This window comes from Actinoplanes sp. NPDC048796 (assembly GCF_040650035.1).
In the GTDB taxonomy this organism is placed as follows: Bacteria; Actinomycetota; Actinomycetes; order Mycobacteriales; family Micromonosporaceae; genus Actinoplanes.
This window is the reverse complement of the sequence record NZ_JBEZGO010000003.1, coordinates 819,330-837,638: the sequence shown is the minus strand read 5'-3', so window position 1 is coordinate 837,638 and position 18,309 is coordinate 819,330. Positions and strand designations below refer to the sequence as shown.

14 protein-coding genes are annotated in these 18,309 nt (G+C 69.8%); 5 read left to right on the top strand and 9 right to left on the bottom strand.

Features of this window, described 5'->3' with window-relative positions:
- Nucleotides 1–39: 39 nt before the first annotated feature.
- The 3 genes from AB0C26_RS17605 to AB0C26_RS17595 form a co-directional block, all read right to left on the bottom strand.
- Nucleotides 40–1,569, bottom strand: a complete 1,530-nt coding sequence (locus tag AB0C26_RS17605; protein ID WP_360247923.1) for a protein kinase family protein — start codon at nt 1,567–1,569, stop codon at nt 40–42.
- A 255-nt stretch (nt 1,570–1,824) separates the two neighbouring features.
- A complete protein-coding gene (gene murJ, locus AB0C26_RS17600) occupies nt 1,825–3,579 on the bottom strand; it encodes a murein biosynthesis integral membrane protein MurJ (RefSeq protein ID WP_360248305.1) in 1,755 nt (584 codons plus the stop codon).
- Nucleotides 3,580–3,615: 36 nt separating this feature from the next.
- A complete protein-coding gene (locus tag AB0C26_RS17595; RefSeq protein ID WP_360247921.1) occupies nt 3,616–4,485 on the bottom strand; it encodes a hypothetical protein in 870 nt (289 codons plus the stop codon).
- A 57-nt stretch (nt 4,486–4,542) separates the two neighbouring features.
- Between AB0C26_RS17595 and AB0C26_RS17590 the strand changes: the two genes are divergently transcribed.
- The gene (locus tag AB0C26_RS17590; protein ID WP_360247919.1) at nt 4,543–5,976 is read left to right on the top strand and encodes a CCA tRNA nucleotidyltransferase; all 1,434 of its coding nucleotides are present in this window, start codon (nt 4,543–4,545) and stop codon (nt 5,974–5,976) included.
- On the opposite strand, the gene AB0C26_RS17585 is transcribed toward AB0C26_RS17590, so the two are convergent.
- Nucleotides 5,973–7,067: a hypothetical protein gene (locus AB0C26_RS17585; RefSeq protein WP_360247917.1), complete on the bottom strand. Its 1,095-nt coding sequence runs from the start codon at nt 7,065–7,067 to the stop codon at nt 5,973–5,975. The genes AB0C26_RS17590 and AB0C26_RS17585 overlap by 4 nt on opposite strands.
- A complete protein-coding gene (locus AB0C26_RS17580) occupies nt 7,064–7,567 on the bottom strand; it encodes a SigE family RNA polymerase sigma factor (RefSeq protein WP_360247915.1) in 504 nt (167 codons plus the stop codon). The genes AB0C26_RS17585 and AB0C26_RS17580 overlap by 4 nt, the downstream gene beginning before the upstream one ends.
- Nucleotides 7,568–7,657: 90 nt before the next feature.
- Here AB0C26_RS17580 and AB0C26_RS17575 point away from each other — a divergent pair, with 90 nt between their 5' ends.
- Nucleotides 7,658–8,113 carry a methylated-DNA--[protein]-cysteine S-methyltransferase gene (locus AB0C26_RS17575; protein ID WP_360247913.1) on the top strand — a complete coding sequence of 152 codons (456 nt, stop codon included), beginning with the start codon at nt 7,658–7,660 and terminating at the stop codon, nt 8,111–8,113.
- A 58-nt stretch (nt 8,114–8,171) separates the two neighbouring features.
- Here AB0C26_RS17575 and AB0C26_RS17570 read toward each other — a convergent pair whose 3' ends face one another.
- Both AB0C26_RS17570 and AB0C26_RS17565 read right to left on the bottom strand, forming a co-directional pair.
- A complete protein-coding gene (locus AB0C26_RS17570) occupies nt 8,172–9,251 on the bottom strand; it encodes an inositol-3-phosphate synthase (protein ID WP_360248303.1) in 1,080 nt (359 codons plus the stop codon).
- A 20-nt stretch (nt 9,252–9,271) separates the two neighbouring features.
- Nucleotides 9,272–9,922 (bottom strand): PadR family transcriptional regulator, encoded by a 651-nt coding sequence (locus AB0C26_RS17565; protein ID WP_360247911.1) that lies wholly within the window; start codon nt 9,920–9,922, stop codon nt 9,272–9,274.
- Between the two features lie 158 nt (nt 9,923–10,080).
- Between AB0C26_RS17565 and AB0C26_RS17560 the strand changes: the two genes are divergently transcribed.
- The gene (locus tag AB0C26_RS17560; RefSeq protein ID WP_360247909.1) at nt 10,081–10,551 is read left to right on the top strand and encodes a DUF5318 domain-containing protein; all 471 of its coding nucleotides are present in this window, start codon (nt 10,081–10,083) and stop codon (nt 10,549–10,551) included.
- 314 nt (nt 10,552–10,865) lie between these two features.
- Here AB0C26_RS17560 and AB0C26_RS17555 read toward each other — a convergent pair whose 3' ends face one another.
- Nucleotides 10,866–11,030 carry a hypothetical protein gene (locus tag AB0C26_RS17555; protein ID WP_360247907.1) on the bottom strand — a complete coding sequence of 55 codons (165 nt, stop codon included), beginning with the start codon at nt 11,028–11,030 and terminating at the stop codon, nt 10,866–10,868.
- 52 nt (nt 11,031–11,082) lie between these two features.
- Here AB0C26_RS17555 and AB0C26_RS17550 point away from each other — a divergent pair, with 52 nt between their 5' ends.
- Both AB0C26_RS17550 and AB0C26_RS17545 read left to right on the top strand, forming a co-directional pair.
- Nucleotides 11,083–13,542, top strand: coding sequence for a transglycosylase domain-containing protein (locus AB0C26_RS17550; RefSeq protein WP_360247905.1), 2,460 nt, complete (start codon nt 11,083–11,085; stop codon nt 13,540–13,542).
- Between the two features lie 140 nt (nt 13,543–13,682).
- Nucleotides 13,683–15,209 carry a glycosyltransferase 87 family protein gene (locus AB0C26_RS17545; protein ID WP_360247904.1) on the top strand — a complete coding sequence of 509 codons (1,527 nt, stop codon included), beginning with the start codon at nt 13,683–13,685 and terminating at the stop codon, nt 15,207–15,209.
- 303 nt (nt 15,210–15,512) lie between these two features.
- Here the strand turns inward: AB0C26_RS17545 and AB0C26_RS17540 are convergent, their stop codons facing one another.
- Entirely contained in the window at nt 15,513–17,921 is a 2,409-nt protein-coding gene (locus tag AB0C26_RS17540; RefSeq protein ID WP_360247902.1) for a hypothetical protein, read from the bottom strand.
- Nucleotides 17,922–18,309: the final 388 nt, after the last annotated feature.

The following is an 18,309-nucleotide window of genomic DNA, read 5'->3' as shown; positions in this document are numbered from 1 at the left end:
GAGCAATCTAACCGGACCGGTCGAGACGGTGGGAGCCGCTCAGTACCCGTACACCTCGATCTTGTTGACGCTGACCTTGTAACCGCCGCCCTCGTCGGCCTTGGGCAGCTTGGTCAGGAAGACCAGAACGTACTGGTACTTGGTGTTGGGGTCGAAGGGCGAGAAGACCTCGCGCGTGCCGTCCGTCGTGGTGTCGCCGTCGCCCAGACGCTTGTACGTCTGCATGATCTTGGCGTCGCCCTCGGACGTGTCGCCCGGGTCGCTCGTGCCGGCCCGGATGTCCATCGTGACGCCCGGCTGCGACATCTCGACCTCGATCTCGGAGAGCGAGCGGGGCGTTTTGAGGTTGATCAGGACGCCCATGCCGGGCTTGCGGGTGCCGAAGTTCGGCTGCTTGAACCGCTGGGTCTCCCAGGCCGACTCGGGATCGTTGTCCACCGTGAACTTCGCCTGGCCGGTGTCCTCGCGGTCACCGTCGGGCGGGTCGACGATGCGCACCATGTCGGCGGTGAGCGCGATCTTCTTGGGCTGGGGCGCCGGGGTCTGCTCGTCGCCGCCGGTCGCGCCGCTGTCGGCGCCGGCGTTGGCCTGGGTGGTGTTCGACGGGTCGGGGTCGTTCGACGAGGTGATGGCACGGATGCCGAAGACCAGGCCGACCACCGCGATGACCACCAGCGCGGCCACCCCGAGGAAGATCTTGGGGGTGCTGCGTACGGGCTCGGTCGTCGTGTTCTGCGCGAAGCGCAGGGGGCCGACGTCCTCGTACTCGTCCTCGGCGGCGTCGAGCCGGGCCAGCTCGGCGGTGAGCGCGTCGGCCTCGGGAGCGGCCACGCGACGGTCGAGCAGGTCCATCGTCAGGTCGTCGAGGTAGGCCGGCACGCCGGCGCGGAGCTGGCGGGGGGCGGCGGGGTTGCCGCTGGCGTCGCGGCTCGCGTCGGGCAGCGTGGAGTCGCCGACCTCGGTCCGCGGCCAGTGGCCGGTGAGCGCGAAGTAGAGGATGCCGCCGACCGCGCGGACATCGCCCTCGACGTCGTCGGCCGAGTCGGCGCGCGCGTCGGCCAGGACCACCCGGCCGTCGTCGCCGATCAGGACGGTGCCGGGGTGCACGTTGCCGTGCACCATGCCGGTGGCGTGCACGGCGGTCAGCGCGTCGGCGATCGCGTGGGCGATGCTGGTGGCGCGGGCCGGATCGAGCGGGCCGTCGGAGGCGACCAGCTCACGCAGCGACTCGCCGTCGACCCACTCACGAACCACGTACGACCGGGAGCCCTCGTCGATCGCGTCGTAGACGCCGACCAGGTTGGGGTGTATCACCCGGCTGGCGTCGACGGCGGCCTGGAGCATCTCGGAGGCGGAGTCGCCACCCGGGTACCGCAGCACCACCGCGACCGGGCGCCGGAGGATGACGTCGATGCCGCGCCAGACCTGACGGCCGGCACTGTCGTTGTTGACGTGCTCCTCGAGGCGGTAGCGCTCGGCCAGCACCTCTCCGGCCGCGGGAGCACCAAAGGTCATGACCGGCCCGTCCGCATCGGCCGCGGTCTCATGGCCTTCGCCGACCTGGGTCACCCGTCCTCCTCAGTGCTCGACGCACGGGACCGTGCTGGGTGCGAGCGCTCGTTCGAAACAACCGTGCTCGTTCAAGACAACAGTGTTCGCCTGAAACAACAGCGTGCGAAAGAGCACATGCCGACACCGACCATACCCGCCCGGGGCCATGCCGCGGCAGGTCGTCCCCCCGGCGCGGCAGCGCGAAATGCCCGGCTTTGTAGATGATCGTCCGCGCCGTTTGGAGGAAAACCCGCAGCTCAGGACCGTCCGAACTCAGCGGCCGATCTTGCGGCGAACCATGCCGACGACCTGATTGACCTCGGCGACGCGCAACATCGTTGCCGCACCGAGATAGGCCACCAGAATCACCGCGCCGCTGGCCGCCAGCTGGATCAGCGCTTCACCGCGACCCGACGGCGAGCCCGCCCCCGGCAGGAAATGCACCACGAGCAGGCCGAGGGCGGCGGCGACGGCGGCCGCGACAACGATCTTGATCAGCCCGGCGGCGAGAGAGCCGAGGTTGAGCCGGCCGATCCGGCGGCGCAGAACGGCGAGCGAGATCAGCGCCGAGACCGCGTACGAGATGCCGTTGCCGGCTGTCATACCGGCCGCCGAGAGCGAGCTGCTGAGGACTTCCGCCAGCACGATGTAGGCGCCGATGCGGACCGCGACGACCGGCAGGTTGATCAGGGCGGCCGTCTTGTTGCCCTGCAGCGAGTAGAAGGTGTACGTGCAGAGTTGGCTGATCGAGAACGGCAGCACCGCGAAGGCGGCCACCACGAGCACGGTTCCGGTGGCCAGCGCGTCGCTGTTACGGAAGGCGCCGCCCTGGAACAGGGTGACCGAGAGAGGTGCGCCCAAGACGCCGTAGATGACCGCGATCGGCGCCAGCGCCGTGACCACGAGACGGATGGCCCGGCTCAGATCGGCGCTCACCTCCGCGTAGCGGCCGTCGGCCGCGGCCGCGCTCATCTTGGGCAGCAGCGCGGTCATCACCGACACGCCGATGATGCCGTGGGCCATGGTGAGCAGCAGGAACACATTGTTGAAGGCGAGAACGCTGGCGCTGTCCTTGCCGGCGACCCGGTTCAGGATGCGGACGACGACGAAGACGGCGACCTGGTTGGCCGCGACGTAGCAGAGCATCCAGCCGGCCAGCCGGCCGATCTCGCCCAGGCCCAGCGACCTGGGGTCCCAGCGCCACTTCCAGCTGAAGCCGACCTTGCGCAGGGCCGGGAGCAGCCCGACCGCCTGCGCCACCATGCCGAGCAGGGTGCCGCCGCCGATCACGAGGATCTGCGTGGCGGTCAGATTCTCCGGCTTCACGCCCTCCTTGACCGTGCCGAAGAAGGCTATGAACGCGCCGCAAGTGGCGATCACGACGATGTTGTTGAGGATCGGCGCCCAGGTCGGCGCGGCGAAGTGGCCGCGCACGTTGAGCACCGCGGCGATCAGGCCGGACAGGCCGGTGAAGAAGATGATGGGCAGGATCAGGTACGCGAAGTGCGTGACCAGGTCCTTGTATCCCTGCGTGTTGCCGTCGCTGGCCTGGATGGCGGTGATGACCGGGGCGGCGATCACGACGATGACGGTGGCCAGGCCCAGCGAGACGATCGCGAAGGTGAGCAGCTTGCGGGTGAACTCGAGCCCGCCGTCCGGATCTTCCTTACGGCGCCGGACCAGCAGCGGGATGAGGACGCTGGAGAGGATGCCGCCGAGCAGCAACTCGTAGATCTGGCCCGGAAGGAACTGGGCGCTGGTGTACGCGTTGCCGATGACGTTGCCGAGCGTGATGCCGATCAGCGCGTTGCGGACGAAGCCGATGATCCGGCTGGCGAAGCTGCCGATGGCCATCATGGCGCTGTGCGCCGTGGTGTTGCCGACGTCGTCGCTGGGCAGCGCCTCACCCCCGGTCGCGGCCGCCCCGGGCAGCTGTTCCTCGACCGAGATGACGGTGACGCCGTCCTCCGGGCGCACCGGTTCGCCGTCCGGCGCCGCGTGCGCGCTGCGGTACAGGCCGCTGTTCACCCGTTTCTCCCGACCGTCGTACAACACGTACGTACCTTAAGTCCGTCGTTCCAAGAGGGCGCCGGGTGTGGCACCGGCGAGGGTTTCGACCATCCAGCAGGCTTCGGCCGGCACCAGTGGCTCGCTCAGCGCGTCCAGCACCGTCGGATGATCGCAGCCGGCCTCGGTCAGCGCAGCCAACAGGGTCGGAATGCGCCGAAGGTCACCGGTGTCCAGAATCTGCCGGGCGAGTTGCCACGTGTCGGCGTACCACTGCTGATGGGGCACGAGCCGCAGGTGCTCACCGGCCCGGCGTACACAATCGGCCAGGGACTCCGCCGGAAAGCGTGACCCACCGCGGACCTCGCGGAAAGCGAAGTCGGGCTCGGTGATCGCCTCGATCGTCGCCTCGTCGAGGACCTGGGGCGACTCGGCCGGCGGCGAGGGCCACCAGTCGTCGCTCGCGAACAGCGGCAGAGGTGTCTGCTCGGGTCCGTGGGGCACGGCCGGGGCCACGTCCCGGCGCAGCGAGCGGTAGGCGGCCTGACGGGTCGCGACGGCCTTGGGGTCGTCGTCCGGCGCGAAGGGCGACAGCAGGGCCACCACCAGGCCCGGATGGGGCAGCGTGGGGTCCTCCCAGGCGATCACCCGAGCGCAGAGTTCGAGTTCCGGCCAGCGCAGCGCGGCCGGAAAGGGGCCGTCGGCCGGGGCCGAGCCGAGCTGGACGGGCTCGCTGGAGGCGGGACCGCGCAGGCCCAGGGTCCGCTCACCGGTGGCGAGGTCGAGATCGAGCACCAGCGCGTACCCTCCGGTGACCGGCAGGGTCACCCGCAGTTCGCGCTGGCCGGGGTCGTCGGTGGTCGCGCTCTCGCCCGTCCAGAACCGTGGGTCCAAGGCCAGGCGGCGGAGCGCCTCGGAAACGGGCACCGGCCTATCCTGCCCGCTGTCACCTCGCTCTGCTAATCCGGATACCCTGGTAACCCCATGTCTGTTCTCAATTCCGCCCAGCAGAGCGCGGTCGCCGAGTTGCTCCGTGTGTCCCCACTCGCGGACGAGCTGGGGCGCCGCTTCGGCGCCGCCGGCCACGAGCTGCATCTCGTCGGCGGATCGGTGCGGGACGCCCTTCTCGGCCGTCTCGGTGACGATCTCGACTTCTGCACCGACGCGCGGCCCGAGCAGACCCTGGCGGTGGTGCAGGGCTGGGCCGACGCGATCTGGGAGACCGGGCGCGAGTTCGGCACGATCGGCATCCAGAAGAACGGTCTGCGGCTCGAGATCACCACCTTCCGGGCCGAGGCGTACGACGGGGTCACCCGCAACCCCGTGGTCGAGTACGGCACGTCCCTGCTCGACGACCTGGAACGGCGCGACTTCACGATCAACGCGATGGCGGTGTCGCTGCCCGGGCACGAGTTCACCGATCCGTACGGCGGCCTGGACGATCTCGCCGCGAAGGTGATCCGGACGCCGGCCGCGCCCTCCCAGTCCTTCGGTGATGATCCACTTCGGATGCTGCGCGCCGCGCGTTTCGCGGCCAAGCTGCAGTTCACTGTGGATGAAGCGGTCATCTCCGCCATGACGGAAATGTCAGCCGACCTCGACCGGATCACCGCGGAGCGGATCCGCGACGAGTTCACGAAGCTCATGTGCGGCGCCGACCCCATCGCCGGGCTGCGGCTGCTGGTCGACACCGGCCTGGCCGACCGGTTCATCCCGGAGATCTCCGGACTCAAGCTGGAGATCGACGAGCACGCCCAGCACAAGGACGTCTACGAGCACACGCTGATCGTGGTCATGAACGCCATGCGGCTCGAGGGCGACGAGGGTCCCGACTTCGTGCTGCGGATGGCCGCGCTCATGCACGACGTCGGCAAGCCGGCGACCAAGGCGGTCGGCCGCGACGGCCGGGTCAGCTTCCACCATCACGAGGTGGTCGGCGCCCGCCTGACCAAGCAGCGCATGAAAGCCATGAAGTACCCCAAGGACGTCACGTCCGACGTGGTCGAGCTGGTCGGCCTCCACCTGCGCTTCTACGGGTACGGCCGGGGCGAGTGGACCGATTCGGCGGTACGCCGCTACGTGACCGACGCCGGACCGCTGCTCGAGCGCCTGCACAAGCTCACCCGCTCCGACGTGACGACCCGCAACCGGCGCAAGGCGGCCAACCTGGCGGCCGACTACGACGCGCTGGAGGAGCGGATCGCCCGGATCGCCGCCGAGGAGGACCTGGCCCGGGTCCGCCCCGACCTCGACGGCAACGCGATCATGGAGCTGCTCGGCGTGCCGCCCGGCCCGGTCGTGGGCCAGGCCTGGCGCCACCTCAAGGAGCTCCGCCTCGACAACGGCCCGCTGACGCGGGACGAGGCCGAGGCCGAGCTCTACAAGTGGGCCCGCGACAACGGGCACCTGCCGGGCTAGGGAACCCCGGCGCTGACCGAGCGGTACCTGAAGTCGCGGGGAAGCGTCATGACCTCGACGACCGTGCCGTTCGGGTCGTACAGGGTCGCCAACTTGTCGGTGAGGCCGAGGATCTGCCCGCTCGGCAGGAACCGCACGTTCGAGTCGGGGATCTCCTTGACGATCTTTCCGGTCGTCGTGTCGGCGATCCGCCGCCCGGTCCCACCCAGCTCGGCCGCCTCCAGAAGGACCCGGCGGCCGTCCGGCGACCAGGCGTTCCCGCTGACCGGCACGCCGGGCACGGGCAACGTGCGTACCTGCTTACCCGTGGCGACGTCGTAGATCGCGACCTCGCCGACCCGGTCGGCCACCTCCTCCGACTGCGCGGCCGACAGATCACGCCGGGCGATGGCGACGCTTCGGCCGTCCGGCAGCCAGGTGAAGAAGCAGTTGTCCGGGCAGACCGCCATGGCGTCGGGTACCGAGTGCCGGGTCATCCGGCCGGTAACCGCGTCGATCACGGTGTAGCCCTTGAGCGTCGAGGCGAGCAGGCGGGTGCCGTCCGGCGACCACTGCGGGTCGAGCGTGTAGGCGACCCGCACCCACTTCATCCCGCCGTCCGCCCGGATGAGGCCGAGCCCGCCGCCGCCGTCGCTGACGACACCGCGGTTCTTCTTCGGCGCGCCCCACACCGTGTAGTAGTCGTTCTTGAGCACCACGTACCGCCCGGTCGCCCGGTCGAGAACCACGTTGCCCGTCGGCAGCGTACGGCCGGCGGGGTTGTCCTGCCCGACGTTGGTCCTGGTCACCGCGGTCACGACGGCGCCGCCGGGCAGCTTGAGCGGCGCCGTCGTCCAGTTCTGCGGCGCGGCGGTCCGCCGGATCGCGGTCGGCGCCGGGGTCGGGCTGACCGGCGCGGGTTGCGCCTGGTGCTGCTTGACGATGACGTACGGGGTGACAGCCAGCGCCATCACCACGAGGGCCACCCCGGCCTGGCGGCGCCGGCGGATCCCGCGACCCTTCCGCCGCGCCGCGCCGGCCAGGTCCAGCGGCATCGGGGCGCTCGCGGCGAGGTCCTTGACGGTGGCGCGCACGCTTTCCTCCAGGTTCATCGAGAGGCCTCCATCCGCCACGTGCTCGTGCCGATCTTGTCCCGCAGCTTGGCCAGCGCCCGGGAGGACTGGCTGGCCACCGTCCCCGGCCGGCAGCCCAGCACCTCGGCGGTCTCCTCGACCGTGCGGTCCTCGAGATAGCGCAACACCAGCACGGCTCGCTGCCGCGCGGGCAGGCTCATCAGGGCCTCGCGGAGCGCCACCCGCTCGGCCATGTCATGTTCGGCGCCGGGCCGGTCCGGCACCTCGGCCATCGGGACTTCCCGGCCGTGCCCGGCCCGCCGCCAGCCCGAGACCCGGTCGTTGTAGATGATCCGCCGTACGTAGGCCTCGGCGTCACCGTGAATACGCGGCCAGCGGGCGTACGCCTTCGCGAGCGCCCCCTGCACCAGGTCCTCCGCGGCGCGGCCATCCCCCGTCAGCGCGTGCGCGATCCGGAGCAGCACCTGCCCCCGTTCCGCGACGAACGCGTTGAACTCCGCCTCCAGCGACTGCTGCACTCGCCACCTCCGGTGTGTATGACGCCCGGCGGCCGGAAAGGCTTGCATGGATTTCTCAAGTTGTCGTACCCCGGGCGCAGAATGGGGCCCATGTACGTCATCGACTCACCGATCGGGCCGCTCGGCGTCGTGGTCGAGGGCGACACGGTCGTCAACGTCCGCTTCGCGGCGCGCCCGGGGCCGTCCGGCGACCACCCGGCCCTGGCCGAACTGCGGGCCTATTTCGCCGGCGAGCTGACCGACTTCACAGTGCCCTTCGAGCTGCGCGGCGGCTCCGACTTCGAACGGGCCGTCTGGGCCGAGATCGCCGCGATCCCCTACGGCGAGATGATCACGTACGGCGCGATCGCCACCGCCCTCGGCGACCCCGGAGCGGCCCGAGCCGTCGGGACGGCCTGCAACCACAACCCGATCCCGGTCATCGTCCCGTGCCACCGGGTCGTCGGCGCCGGCAACAAGATGGTCGGCTTCGGCGGCGGCCTCGACCGAAAACGCCGGCTCCTGGAGCTGGAGGCCAGGGTCGCCCTGGCCCGTGCCTGGGGCTGACACAGCAAAGGCCGGCCCGCAGACGCGGGCCGGCCTTACCAACAGCTGGTGGTGCTGGTCAGCGCTCGATGTCGCCGCGGATGAAGGCCTCGACGGCCTCCTTGGCGTCGTGGTCGTTGTACTGGACCGGGGGGGACTTCATGAAGTAGGACGAGGCCGAGAGGATCGGGCCACCGATGCCGCGGTCCTTGGCAATCTTCGCGGCGCGGACGGCGTCGATGATGACACCGGCCGAGTTCGGGGAGTCCCACACCTCGAGCTTGAGCTCGGCGTTGAGCGGGGTGTCACCGAACGAACGGCCCTCGAGGCGGATGTACGCCCACTTGCGGTCGTCGAGCCACGGCACGTGGTCCGACGGGCCGATGTGCACGTCGCTCTTGACCATCTCGTGCGGGATCTGGCTGGTCACCGACTGGGTCTTCGAGATCTTCTTCGAGACCAGGCGGTTGCGCTCCAGCATGTTCATGAAGTCCATGTTGCCGCCGAAGTTGAGCTGGTACGTACGCAGCAGCTCGACACCGCGGTCCTCGAACAGCTTCGCCAGCGCGCGGTGCACGATGGTGGCGCCGACCTGGCTCTTGATGTCGTCGCCGACGATCGGGAGACCGGCGTCGGTGAACTTCTGCGCCCACTCCGGGTTCGAGGCGATGAACACCGGCAGCGCGTTGACGAAGGCGCAGCCGGCGTCGATCGCGGCCTGGGCGTAGAACTTGTCGGCCTGCTCGGAACCCACCGGCAGGTAGGAGACGACCACGTCGACCTGCGCGTCCTTCAGCGCCTGGACGACGTCGACGGCCTCGACCGAGGACTCCTCGATGATCTCGCGGTAGTACGTGCCGAGACCGTCGAAGGTCGGTCCACGCAGGACGCTGACGCCGGTCGGCGGCACGTCGGTCAGCTTGATGGTGTTGTTCTCACTGGCGTTGATCGCGTCGGAGAGGTCCATGCCGACCTTCTTGGCGTCCACATCGAACGCCGCGACGAACTCCACGTCAGAGACGTGGTAGTCGCCGAAGGTCACGTGCATGAGACCCGGAACGCGGTCGTTGGGGTCGGCGTTCTTGTAGTACTCCACGCCCTGCACGAGGGACGAGGCGCAGTTACCCACACCGACGATGGCGACGCGGACGGAGCCCATCGCGTTTGCCTCCTTGTTCATCACGGCCGGTCCTGATGCGGACGCGGTTTTTCCAGGGGTGCGTACCCGGACACTGGCGCTGGTGACTGCTCAGTGGCGGGGATGTCGAAGGACCCGGCGGAGGCCGCCGGGGCTCGGCCGGAGCGCTCGTTGGTGATGAGCTCCTCCAGCCAGCGGACCTCGCGCTCGCAGGCGTCGAGTCCGTGGCGTTGCAGTTCGAGGGTGTACGCGTCGAGCCGGCCGGCGGCACGCGAGAGCACGTCACGCAGGCCTTCCCGGCGTTCCTCGATCCGGCGGCGGCGACCCTCGAGGATCCGCAGCCGGGTCGCGCGGTCGGTCCGCGAGAAGAAGGCGAAGTGAACTCCGAAACCGGCGTCGTCGTACGTCTCCGGGCCGGCCTGGGCGAGGAGATCGGCGAACCGTTCCTTGCCGTCCGCCGTGATCTTGTAAACAACCCGGCCCCGTTTGCTGGTCATCGGGGGGATCATCGACGGATCGGATGCTGATTCCGTGATGAAGCCGGCTGTTTTCAGGCGCTTGAGCGTCGGGTAGAGCGTGCCGTAGCTGATCGCGGCGCGGATCGTGCCGAGTTTGGTGGCGAGCTCCTTGCGCAGCTCGTATCCGTGCATCGGGGTCTCCTGGAGGAGGCCGAGAATCGCCAGTTCCAACATTGGCTCTCCCTCCCCCATGTCCCGATGTATCGGCCCGATACATCGCTACCGTAGATCCGTCGGCAGAACTGTGCAAGCTGTTCACGAGTGAGCCACCGCCACGCCACGCTCCGTGATGGATATCGCCGCTTCCCGTCCGACCGCGTACTCTCTTCGCCATGCGCACGCAGCGGCAGGTGGTGGACTACTCGCTACAGAAGCGGGCAGTCCTGCGTGACGTGCACAACGGCAAGATCGGGACGCTCGAAGTCTGCGATGCCTCGCCGTACCTGAAAAGCGCTGCTCGATTCCATGGCGAGCCGACCGACGACCGCTGCCCGATCTGCCGCCGCGACAACCTGACACTCGTGCACTACATCTATGGCGATGAGCTCAAGCAGTCCGCCGGCCAGGCCCGTAAGCTCGCCGAGCTGCCGGTCCTGGCGATGACGCTGCGTGAGTTCCAGGTGTTCGTCGTAGAGGTGTGCCAGTCCTGCGCGTGGAATCACCTGACCCAGCAGTACCTCCTGGGCCGGGACGCGCTCACCGCCGACGAGCTTGATCAGGTCGAGGCCGTCGCGGTCTCGGCCGCCGCGGGCCGCCACCGCGAGCCAGGATCGTCGTTCCCCGGCTGGGACGGCCGCCGATGAAGTGGATCGATCCGGCTACCGTGAGCACGACCCCGACCGAACCGCGCATCCAGCGCCATGTTCGGTCATTCACGACATCCGACAGGGCGGCTGCCGGTACGCAGCCCATATCGTCCGCTCGTGGCGCAACCGCAGGGGGCCCCTCCAGGGCTCCTTTTGTGTGCGCCCCCGCGACCGAGGTGTGACCGCATGAACTCGTACGGCGATTCGCAGTCTCCGCGTGCCCGGGCCCAAGTGCCCGGGTCTGCGGGCTCCACGCCTGACGACGACCAGTCATCTTCGTACTCCGCCTCGGCTCGCCCAGCGCCGGACGCCTACCGCCGCGGCACTGGTGGCCGGGCCTCGGTGGCCGGCAGCGCCTCGGTCGGCTCGGCCGCACCGGGCCGCGCCTCGGTCGCCGGCAGCGCCTCGGTCGGGTCGGCTTCGGCCGGCCGCGCCTCGGTGGGCAGCGCGTCGGTGGGCAGTGCCTCTGTGGGCAACGCCACTCCGGGCCGCGCGTCGGTGGGCAGTGCGTCGGTCGGCAGCGCGTCAGTGGGCAGCGCGTCAGTGGGCAGCGCCTCGGTCGGAGCGGCCCGTGTCGGCGCGGCGGGCGCCACGGCCCGCGCCGCGGTCCGCCCGGTCGGCACTCCACCCGGCACCCCGCCCGGCGACGAGGGCGCCATCGGCGGCGGACGGTCCGGTCGCGGCAAGGACAAGTCCAAGGCGGCCAAGCGCCGCCGCCGCACCAACATCCTCACCGCCGCGGCCGCCGTCATGGTCATCCTGCTCGGCGCCGGCGTCGTGGGTGGCACCTACTTCTTCGACGACGTCGACCTGCCCCCGCCGGTGAGCGAGGACCAGTCGAACGTCATCAAGTACTCGAACGGCCAGACGATCGCCAAGCTCGGCGAGCAGAACCGCACGGTGGTCCCCGAGGCGAAGATCAACAAGATCGTGGAGCACGCGGTCGCCGCCGCCGAGGACAAGAACTTCTACGACCACCACGGCATCGACATGAAGGGCATCGTCCGCGCCGCCTGGAACAACTTCACCGGCGGCGCGACGCAGGGCGCGTCGACGATCACCCAGCAGTACGCGCGGCACGCCGCCGACCTCAAGGCGATCAGCATCAACCGCAAGCTGCGCGAGGCCGTGATCGCCCGCAAGCTGGAGAGCCAGTACAACAAAGACCAGATCATGGGCATGTACCTGAACTACATCTATCTGGGTGAGGGCAGGTACGGCATCGAGGCCGCGGCGCAGGGCTACTTCGGCAAGTCGGTGCAGACGCCGGCCGGGCAGAAGAACGCCATCACGCCGTACGAGGCCGCGGTGCTCGCCTCGATCATCAAGCAGCCGGAGCCCGAGCCCGGCAACGGGCACAAGGGCTACGACCCGAACTACAACCGTGCCGCCGCCATTGACCGGTGGGAATACACGATGAAGAACATGCTTGAGAAGAACTGGATTTCTCAAGCGGAGTACGACGCCCGCAAGTACCCCAAGGTCAAGCCGATCGCCAAGGCCGGCGGCAACAGTGCCACCAGCGGCCCGGTCGGCGTGGTCATGCGGCACGTCCGGGCCGAGCTGGCCGAGATGGGCATCAGCCCGCAGGAGTTCGACAAGGGTGGCCTGACGGTCACCACCACGATCAACCCCGCGGTGCAGAAGGCGGCCGAGGAGGCGGGCTCGCGTAAGAGCGAGACCTCGCCGATGAACGCGAAGCCCGCCACGTACCAGGCGGCCGTGATCGGCATCGACCCGAAAACGGGCGGCGTGATGGGCTACTACGGCGGTGACGACCCCAACGGTCTCGACTACGGCGGCTACATGGACGGCCAGTCCCTCAAGGTCACGGGTGGGCAGTCGCCGGGCTCGACGTTCAAGATCTACACGTTGGCGGCCGGTCTGAAGGAGGACATCTCCTTCAAGACGACCTGGGACGGTTCCAAGGTCCGGCCGAACGGCAAGGAGATCAACAACGCCGATGCCCCGCCGGGCAAGGTCTGTGGCGGAAAGATCAAGTACTGCGATCTCGAGACGTCCACGATCCGGTCGTACAACTTCGCCTTCTACTGGATGGCTGACGCCATCGGCCGGGAGAAGGTCATCCAGGCCGCCGTCGACGCCGGTGTGCAGCACATGTTCCCGGACAAGGGCGCGGCCGTCGACCTGACCAAGACCAACGCGTCCACCTGGAAGAAGAACTTCGACAACGAGGTCGCGTTCGGCCAGTACCGTGTCCCGCCGCTCGAGCACGCCGAGGGCGTGGCCACGATCGTCGCCGGCGGTATCCACAACAACGCCCACTTCATCAAGGAAGTGCGCAAGGTCGACTCGGAGACCGGCAAGGTCACGATCATCAACAAGCAGAAGGTGGCCGGCAAGCGGGTCTTCGACGAGGCCCAGATGTCGAACCTTCAGGGCGTGATGGCCAAGATCGTCGAAGAGGACGACCGTGACCTCAAGGACGGCCGTGAGTCGATCGCCAAGAGTGGTACCTGGGAGTTCAACGGCGGCAGCGGTGACACCTGGTTCGTCGGCGGCATCCCGCAACTGGCGGCCACCGTCTGGGTCGGCGGCAAGAACAACAAGGTCGAGCTCAAAGACGGCAAGAAGGACATGTTCGGCGCGGGCACGCCGTCCAAGATCTGGAAGAAGTTCCTCGACGCCGCGTCCGAGGCGATGAAGTGGGACAACGAGGACTTCCCGAAGCGGGTCGAGACCGGTAACCCGGACAGCCCCTACGCCAACGGCCAGGAGCCCCCGCCCCCGCCGGTCCAGCAGACCGATCCCAACCAGGGTTGCCCCCTCGGCGGCATCTTCGGCTGTGACAACCAGCAGCCGAACGGCGGCAACAACAACGGCGGCAACAACGGGGGCAACAACGGGGGCAACAACAACGGCGGACCCGGCAACGGCGGTGGGAACCCCGGCGGCGGCAACAACAACGGCGGCAACGGCCCGAACGGCGGTAATACGAACCTGCCGACCAATCAGGGCGAGGATTAGCGGTCTGAGCCCGTGAAGCGCACGAAGCCGGCGCGCACCCGCACAGGGTGCGCGCCGGCTTCGTTCATCTCCGGTTTCGGGCGATATTGCCAGTAGGTCGTGACCAAAGCGGACGCCCGAGTACGGCATGATGCCATGACATGAGCACGCAACCGCCCGAGGACATCGACCGCACCGACCAGCCGAGCGCGCCGGCGACCTCGGACGGCTTCGTGCGCGGCCTCTCCCAGGCGATCGGCGGCCCGCTCGGCTCACACGCGGTCCGGCCCGGCAACCGGCCCGGGCGGTTCTGGACGGCCACCCGCATCATCCTCGCGCTGACGTGCCTGACCCTCGCCTTCTCCTGGGTGCAGAAATCGCCCTGCCAGAGCGGCGACTGGCAGCAGAACGTCCAGTACACGAGGTTCTGCTACACCGACGTGCTCGCGCTCTACTACGCCGAAGGCCTCAACGAGGGCAAGGTTCCCTACGTCGACCACCCGGTCGAATACCCCGTCGTCACCGGCTACTTCATGGGTGCGCTCGGGCTGCCCGTGCACGCGTACGGCAAATCGCATCCCGAGATCAACCAGGGCACCTGGTTCTACAACGTGAACGCGTTCGTGCTGTCCGCGCTGGCGGTGGTGACCGCGGCGGTGATCCTCGCCCTGCGGCGGCGCCGCCCCTGGGACGCGGCGATCTTCGCGGTGTCCCCGATCCTCTTCTTCACGGCGACGGTCAACTGGGACTTCCTGGCCATCGGCCTGGCCGCGGTCGGTCTGTACCTCTGGGCGAAAAAGCATCCGGCCTGGGCCGGTGTCTTCCTCGGGCTGGGCGCGGCGGCGAAGCTGTGGCCGCTGTTCATCATCGGCCCACTGTTCCTGCTGGCGTTGCGGTCCAAGGCGCTGCGATCATGGGGCTGGGCCGCGGCGACCACGGCGCTCACCTGGGTCGTCGTGAACTTCCCGGTCTTCTGGTGGTACCGGGAAAGCTGGCTGAGATTCTTCCGGCTCAACGAGGAACGCCCGATCGACTGGGGCACCCTCTGGTACGTGGGGCGCTACCTGGACAGCAAGTGGTTCGCCGGCACTCCGGGCGATCAGGGCCCGTTCCAGTGGCTGGGTAACCACGTCCCCACCCTCAACTACGTGTCGTACGCGCTGTTCGCGCTCTGCTGTGCGGGCATCGCCGTACTGGCCTGGCTGGCACCGCGCCGCCCCCGGCTCGCCCAGCTCAGTTTCCTGGTGGTCGCCGCGTTCCTGCTGACCAGCAAGGTCTGGTCCCAGCAGTACGTCCTCTGGCTGCTGCCCCTGATCGTGCTGGCCCGCCCGAAGTGGGGCGCGATCATCGCGTGGACGGTGGCGGAGTTCGCGTACTTCACGGCCTTCTACGCCGAACTGCTGGGCGCGGGCGGCAAGCCGGTGATCCCCGAGGGCACGTTCGTGCTGGCCTCCACCCTGCGCCTGGTCACCGTGGCCGTCCTGTGTGGCCTGGTGGTGCGCGAGATCTGGAAGCCGGACCTCGACGCGGTACGCCAGAACTACGCGGACGACCCGGACGGCGGCACGCTCAACCGCCCCGACGCGCCCTGGATCGACCGGCTGCGAAGGGCCTTCCGGCTCGACCGCTCCCCCGCGCCTTCATCACCCCCACCCTCCTCGCCACCGCTGGAGACGGCGAAGGTCTGACGCTCAGTTCCCCGAAATCCACCCCGACATACGGCAGAGCGCGATCGCCCGCGGCGGCGCGCTCCAGCCGCCGACTTGACCGCGGCGTTCGACCCGGGGGACGTACGCGGCGGGCAGCGGCCCACACGGGCCGGATCGTCCCCAATAGTCTGGTCGATCAGCGCCCGCAGTCATCTCCTCGGCCACGACCCTGGCGACGTGCCCCGATGATCCCGCCCGAACGACAGGAACCGTCGGCAGGGGCGGGTCGTCGGACGTTGCGCGTTCGGCTTGGCAGTGTGGTCGGTGTGGGGATGACGGTCTTCAGCTGGTGAGTGGCGGTGGCGTTGTGGTGGTCGGCGGCAAGGAAGGGCCGGCCGGGAGGGACTGCTGCGGCGACGGGGTGCCCGCGAGGGGTGGCTGGAGCGACGGCTGTGCGAACGGGTCGGCCGGGAGCGACGGCTGTGCGAACGGGTCGGCCGGAAGCGACGGCTGTCCGAAAGGGTTAGCCGGGAGTGACGGCTGCGCGGACGGGTTGGCCGGGGTGGTGGGCTGGCCGGCGGGGGCCGACGGGTCGGTCAGGTAGAAGATGACGGCGTCGTCCAGGTCTTCGCGGCGGATGCCGAGGGCGTCGACGGGTACGTCCCCGGCGCGCTCCCAGGGGGTGCCGGCGGCCTCGGAGCGCAGCAGGAGGACCTTGTCGATGCGCAGAGACCGGAGGTACTGGATGGTCTCGGTGTCGGGGAAGGCCTCGACGTTGCGGCGCAGTACGGCCTGACGGCCCGCGGCGAAGCCACCCGCGCCGTTGGCGATCGGCTGGAAGCGGCTCGTGGACCACAGCATGATCGTCTGGTCGGTGAGGGCGCTGGTGGGCAGGACCAGCATCGAGCCGGTGACCGTGCGCATCGCCAGCGGCTGGGTGGGCGCCACCGGATGGGCCGTGGCGTTCCAGCCCTCGAGCAGCACCAGCGCCAGCGGCAGCAGCGTGGCCAGCCGGAGCCACGGACCGGGCCACGGCGGGATCCGCTGCTCGGCGACCTGCTCGGCGCGGCGGACGAACTCGGCCACGGCCCCGGCGGCCAGAATGGCGAGCAGCAGCGTCGACCACAGCATGAGCCGGCCGGGGATGCGCAGACCCAGCGAGGCCGGCAGATGGCCGAAGAGCGGGAGGTACGTCCAGCGGCCGTCGAAGAAGTTCGTACCCAGCGTCAGGATGATCGTGACGACCAGGCCGGCCAGCAGGAGCAGCCGCTGGCGCAGCGTCCAGATGGAGAAGGCCAGGCCGGCCAGAGCCAGCGCGTACAGCACGAAGCCCGGCAGCAGTCCCATCTCGGCCGGCCAGCTCAGCGACGACCGGGGCACCTCGTGCGGCGCACCCCAGATCCGGGACTCGGCGGGGCCGATCAGCAGGCTGCGCAGCGGAGGCGAATAGAAGGCGATCTCGGTGCCGGCGGGGCCGCCGGCGGGCGCCTTGAAGTACGGGATGGCGATCAAGGCCGAGACGCCGACGAGGATCAGCGGGCCGAGCGTGTCGACGAGCAGAAGGCGCCAGCCGAGGACCGGCCGGTCGACCGGCCGCCGGAACCAGCGCAACGGCACGACGACGATCATCACGAGCAGGATCAGGCCGAGTACGTACAGGAATGGCACGCCCAGCGAGAAGCCGAGGCTGACCTGCCAGACCGCGAGGAGCCAGCCGGCCGCGGCCCATCCGGCGTGCCGGCGGCGGGGCCGGAAGCCGCGCCGCAGCGACCAGCCGTGCCCGCGGGCCAGCATGGCCAGGGCGAGCGGGATGGCGCCCGCCGAGACGATGTCGAGGTGGCCTTCCTGGGCGAGACGCCAGGGCGCGTACGCGAAGGCGACCGCGGCGACGGCGGCGCCGGTGCGGCCCGCGCCGAGCTGGCGGACCAGGGCGTACCCGCCGATCACGAGCAGCGCGTGCGCCAGCACGAAGAGGATGTTGTAGCGCAGGACGGCGGCGACCGGACCCTCGCCGATCATGCCGAACGGCGCGTACCCGAGCAGGCTGTCGCCGTAGGCGAAGCTGTTGGGCTCGGGATAGAAGGCGTTGGCCTGCCAGAGGCGGACCGGGTCGGTCAGCAGGATGTGACCGCTCCAGGCGATCTGCCAGGCCTGCCGCGACGGATCCCAGATGTCCTGCGGCAGCGTGTGAAGCGGGTAGCGCAGGGTCGGCCAGGTGAGGGCGACGGCGAGGAGTACGCCGGCGTAGATGACCAGCGCGTACTCGTGGATCAGCGAACGCAGGCCGGCGCGGGTGGTACGCCGGAACCAGCCGGGCGGCCGCTCGGCCGCGGTGGCGAAGGCCGTCCACGGATCGGGCGGAACACCGGGCGGGCGCTCAGTGGGGAGAGGTTCGCCCGACTTCGCGGTCTTTTGTGGACTCGAGGCGATGCCGGCGGCGGGATCGTTAGCCGGCTTAAGGTCCGTTTTGGTGTCAGCTGTCTTGGCCGCCGCGGCAACAGCCTCGACCGGCCCGCCCGCGGCGACAGCCTCGACCGGCCCGCCCGCGGCGACAGCCTCGACCGGCCCGCCCGCGGCGACAGGCTTGTCGGACCCCGGCTTCCCGGCCGTAGGGCTCTCCGCCGTGGACTTGTCCGGCGCTTTTGCCGGGCTGTCAGCCGCCGGCGCGTCGGGCCCCGGCTTGGCGGCCACCGGTCCGTCGGGCCCCGGCTTGGCGGCCACCGGTCCGTCGGGCCCCGGCTTGGCGGCCACCGGTCCGTCGGGCCCCGGCTTGGCGGCCGCCGGTTCGACGGCCGCCGGTTTGACGGCCGCCGGTTCGACGGCCGCCGGTTTGCCGGGCCCCGGTTTGCCTGACGCCGCCCGCCACCGCCTGAGCAGACGAGCTGCGACATTCGGCTTTTCGGTTGTGAGGTTGCCGGACGCCGGCTCGGCGAACGCCGGCTGGTCGGGCGCCGACCCGCCAGCAGTGGGCTTGCCGGTCGCGGGCCGGACGGACGCCAGCGCGCCGGCAGTGGGCTTGCCGGTCGCGGGCTGGTCTAGCGCCGGCCCGTCGGCAGTGGGCTTGCCGGTCGCGGGCTGGTCTAGCGCCGGCCCGTCGGCAGTGGGCTTGCGGGTCGCGGGCTGTTCTGGCGCCGGCCCG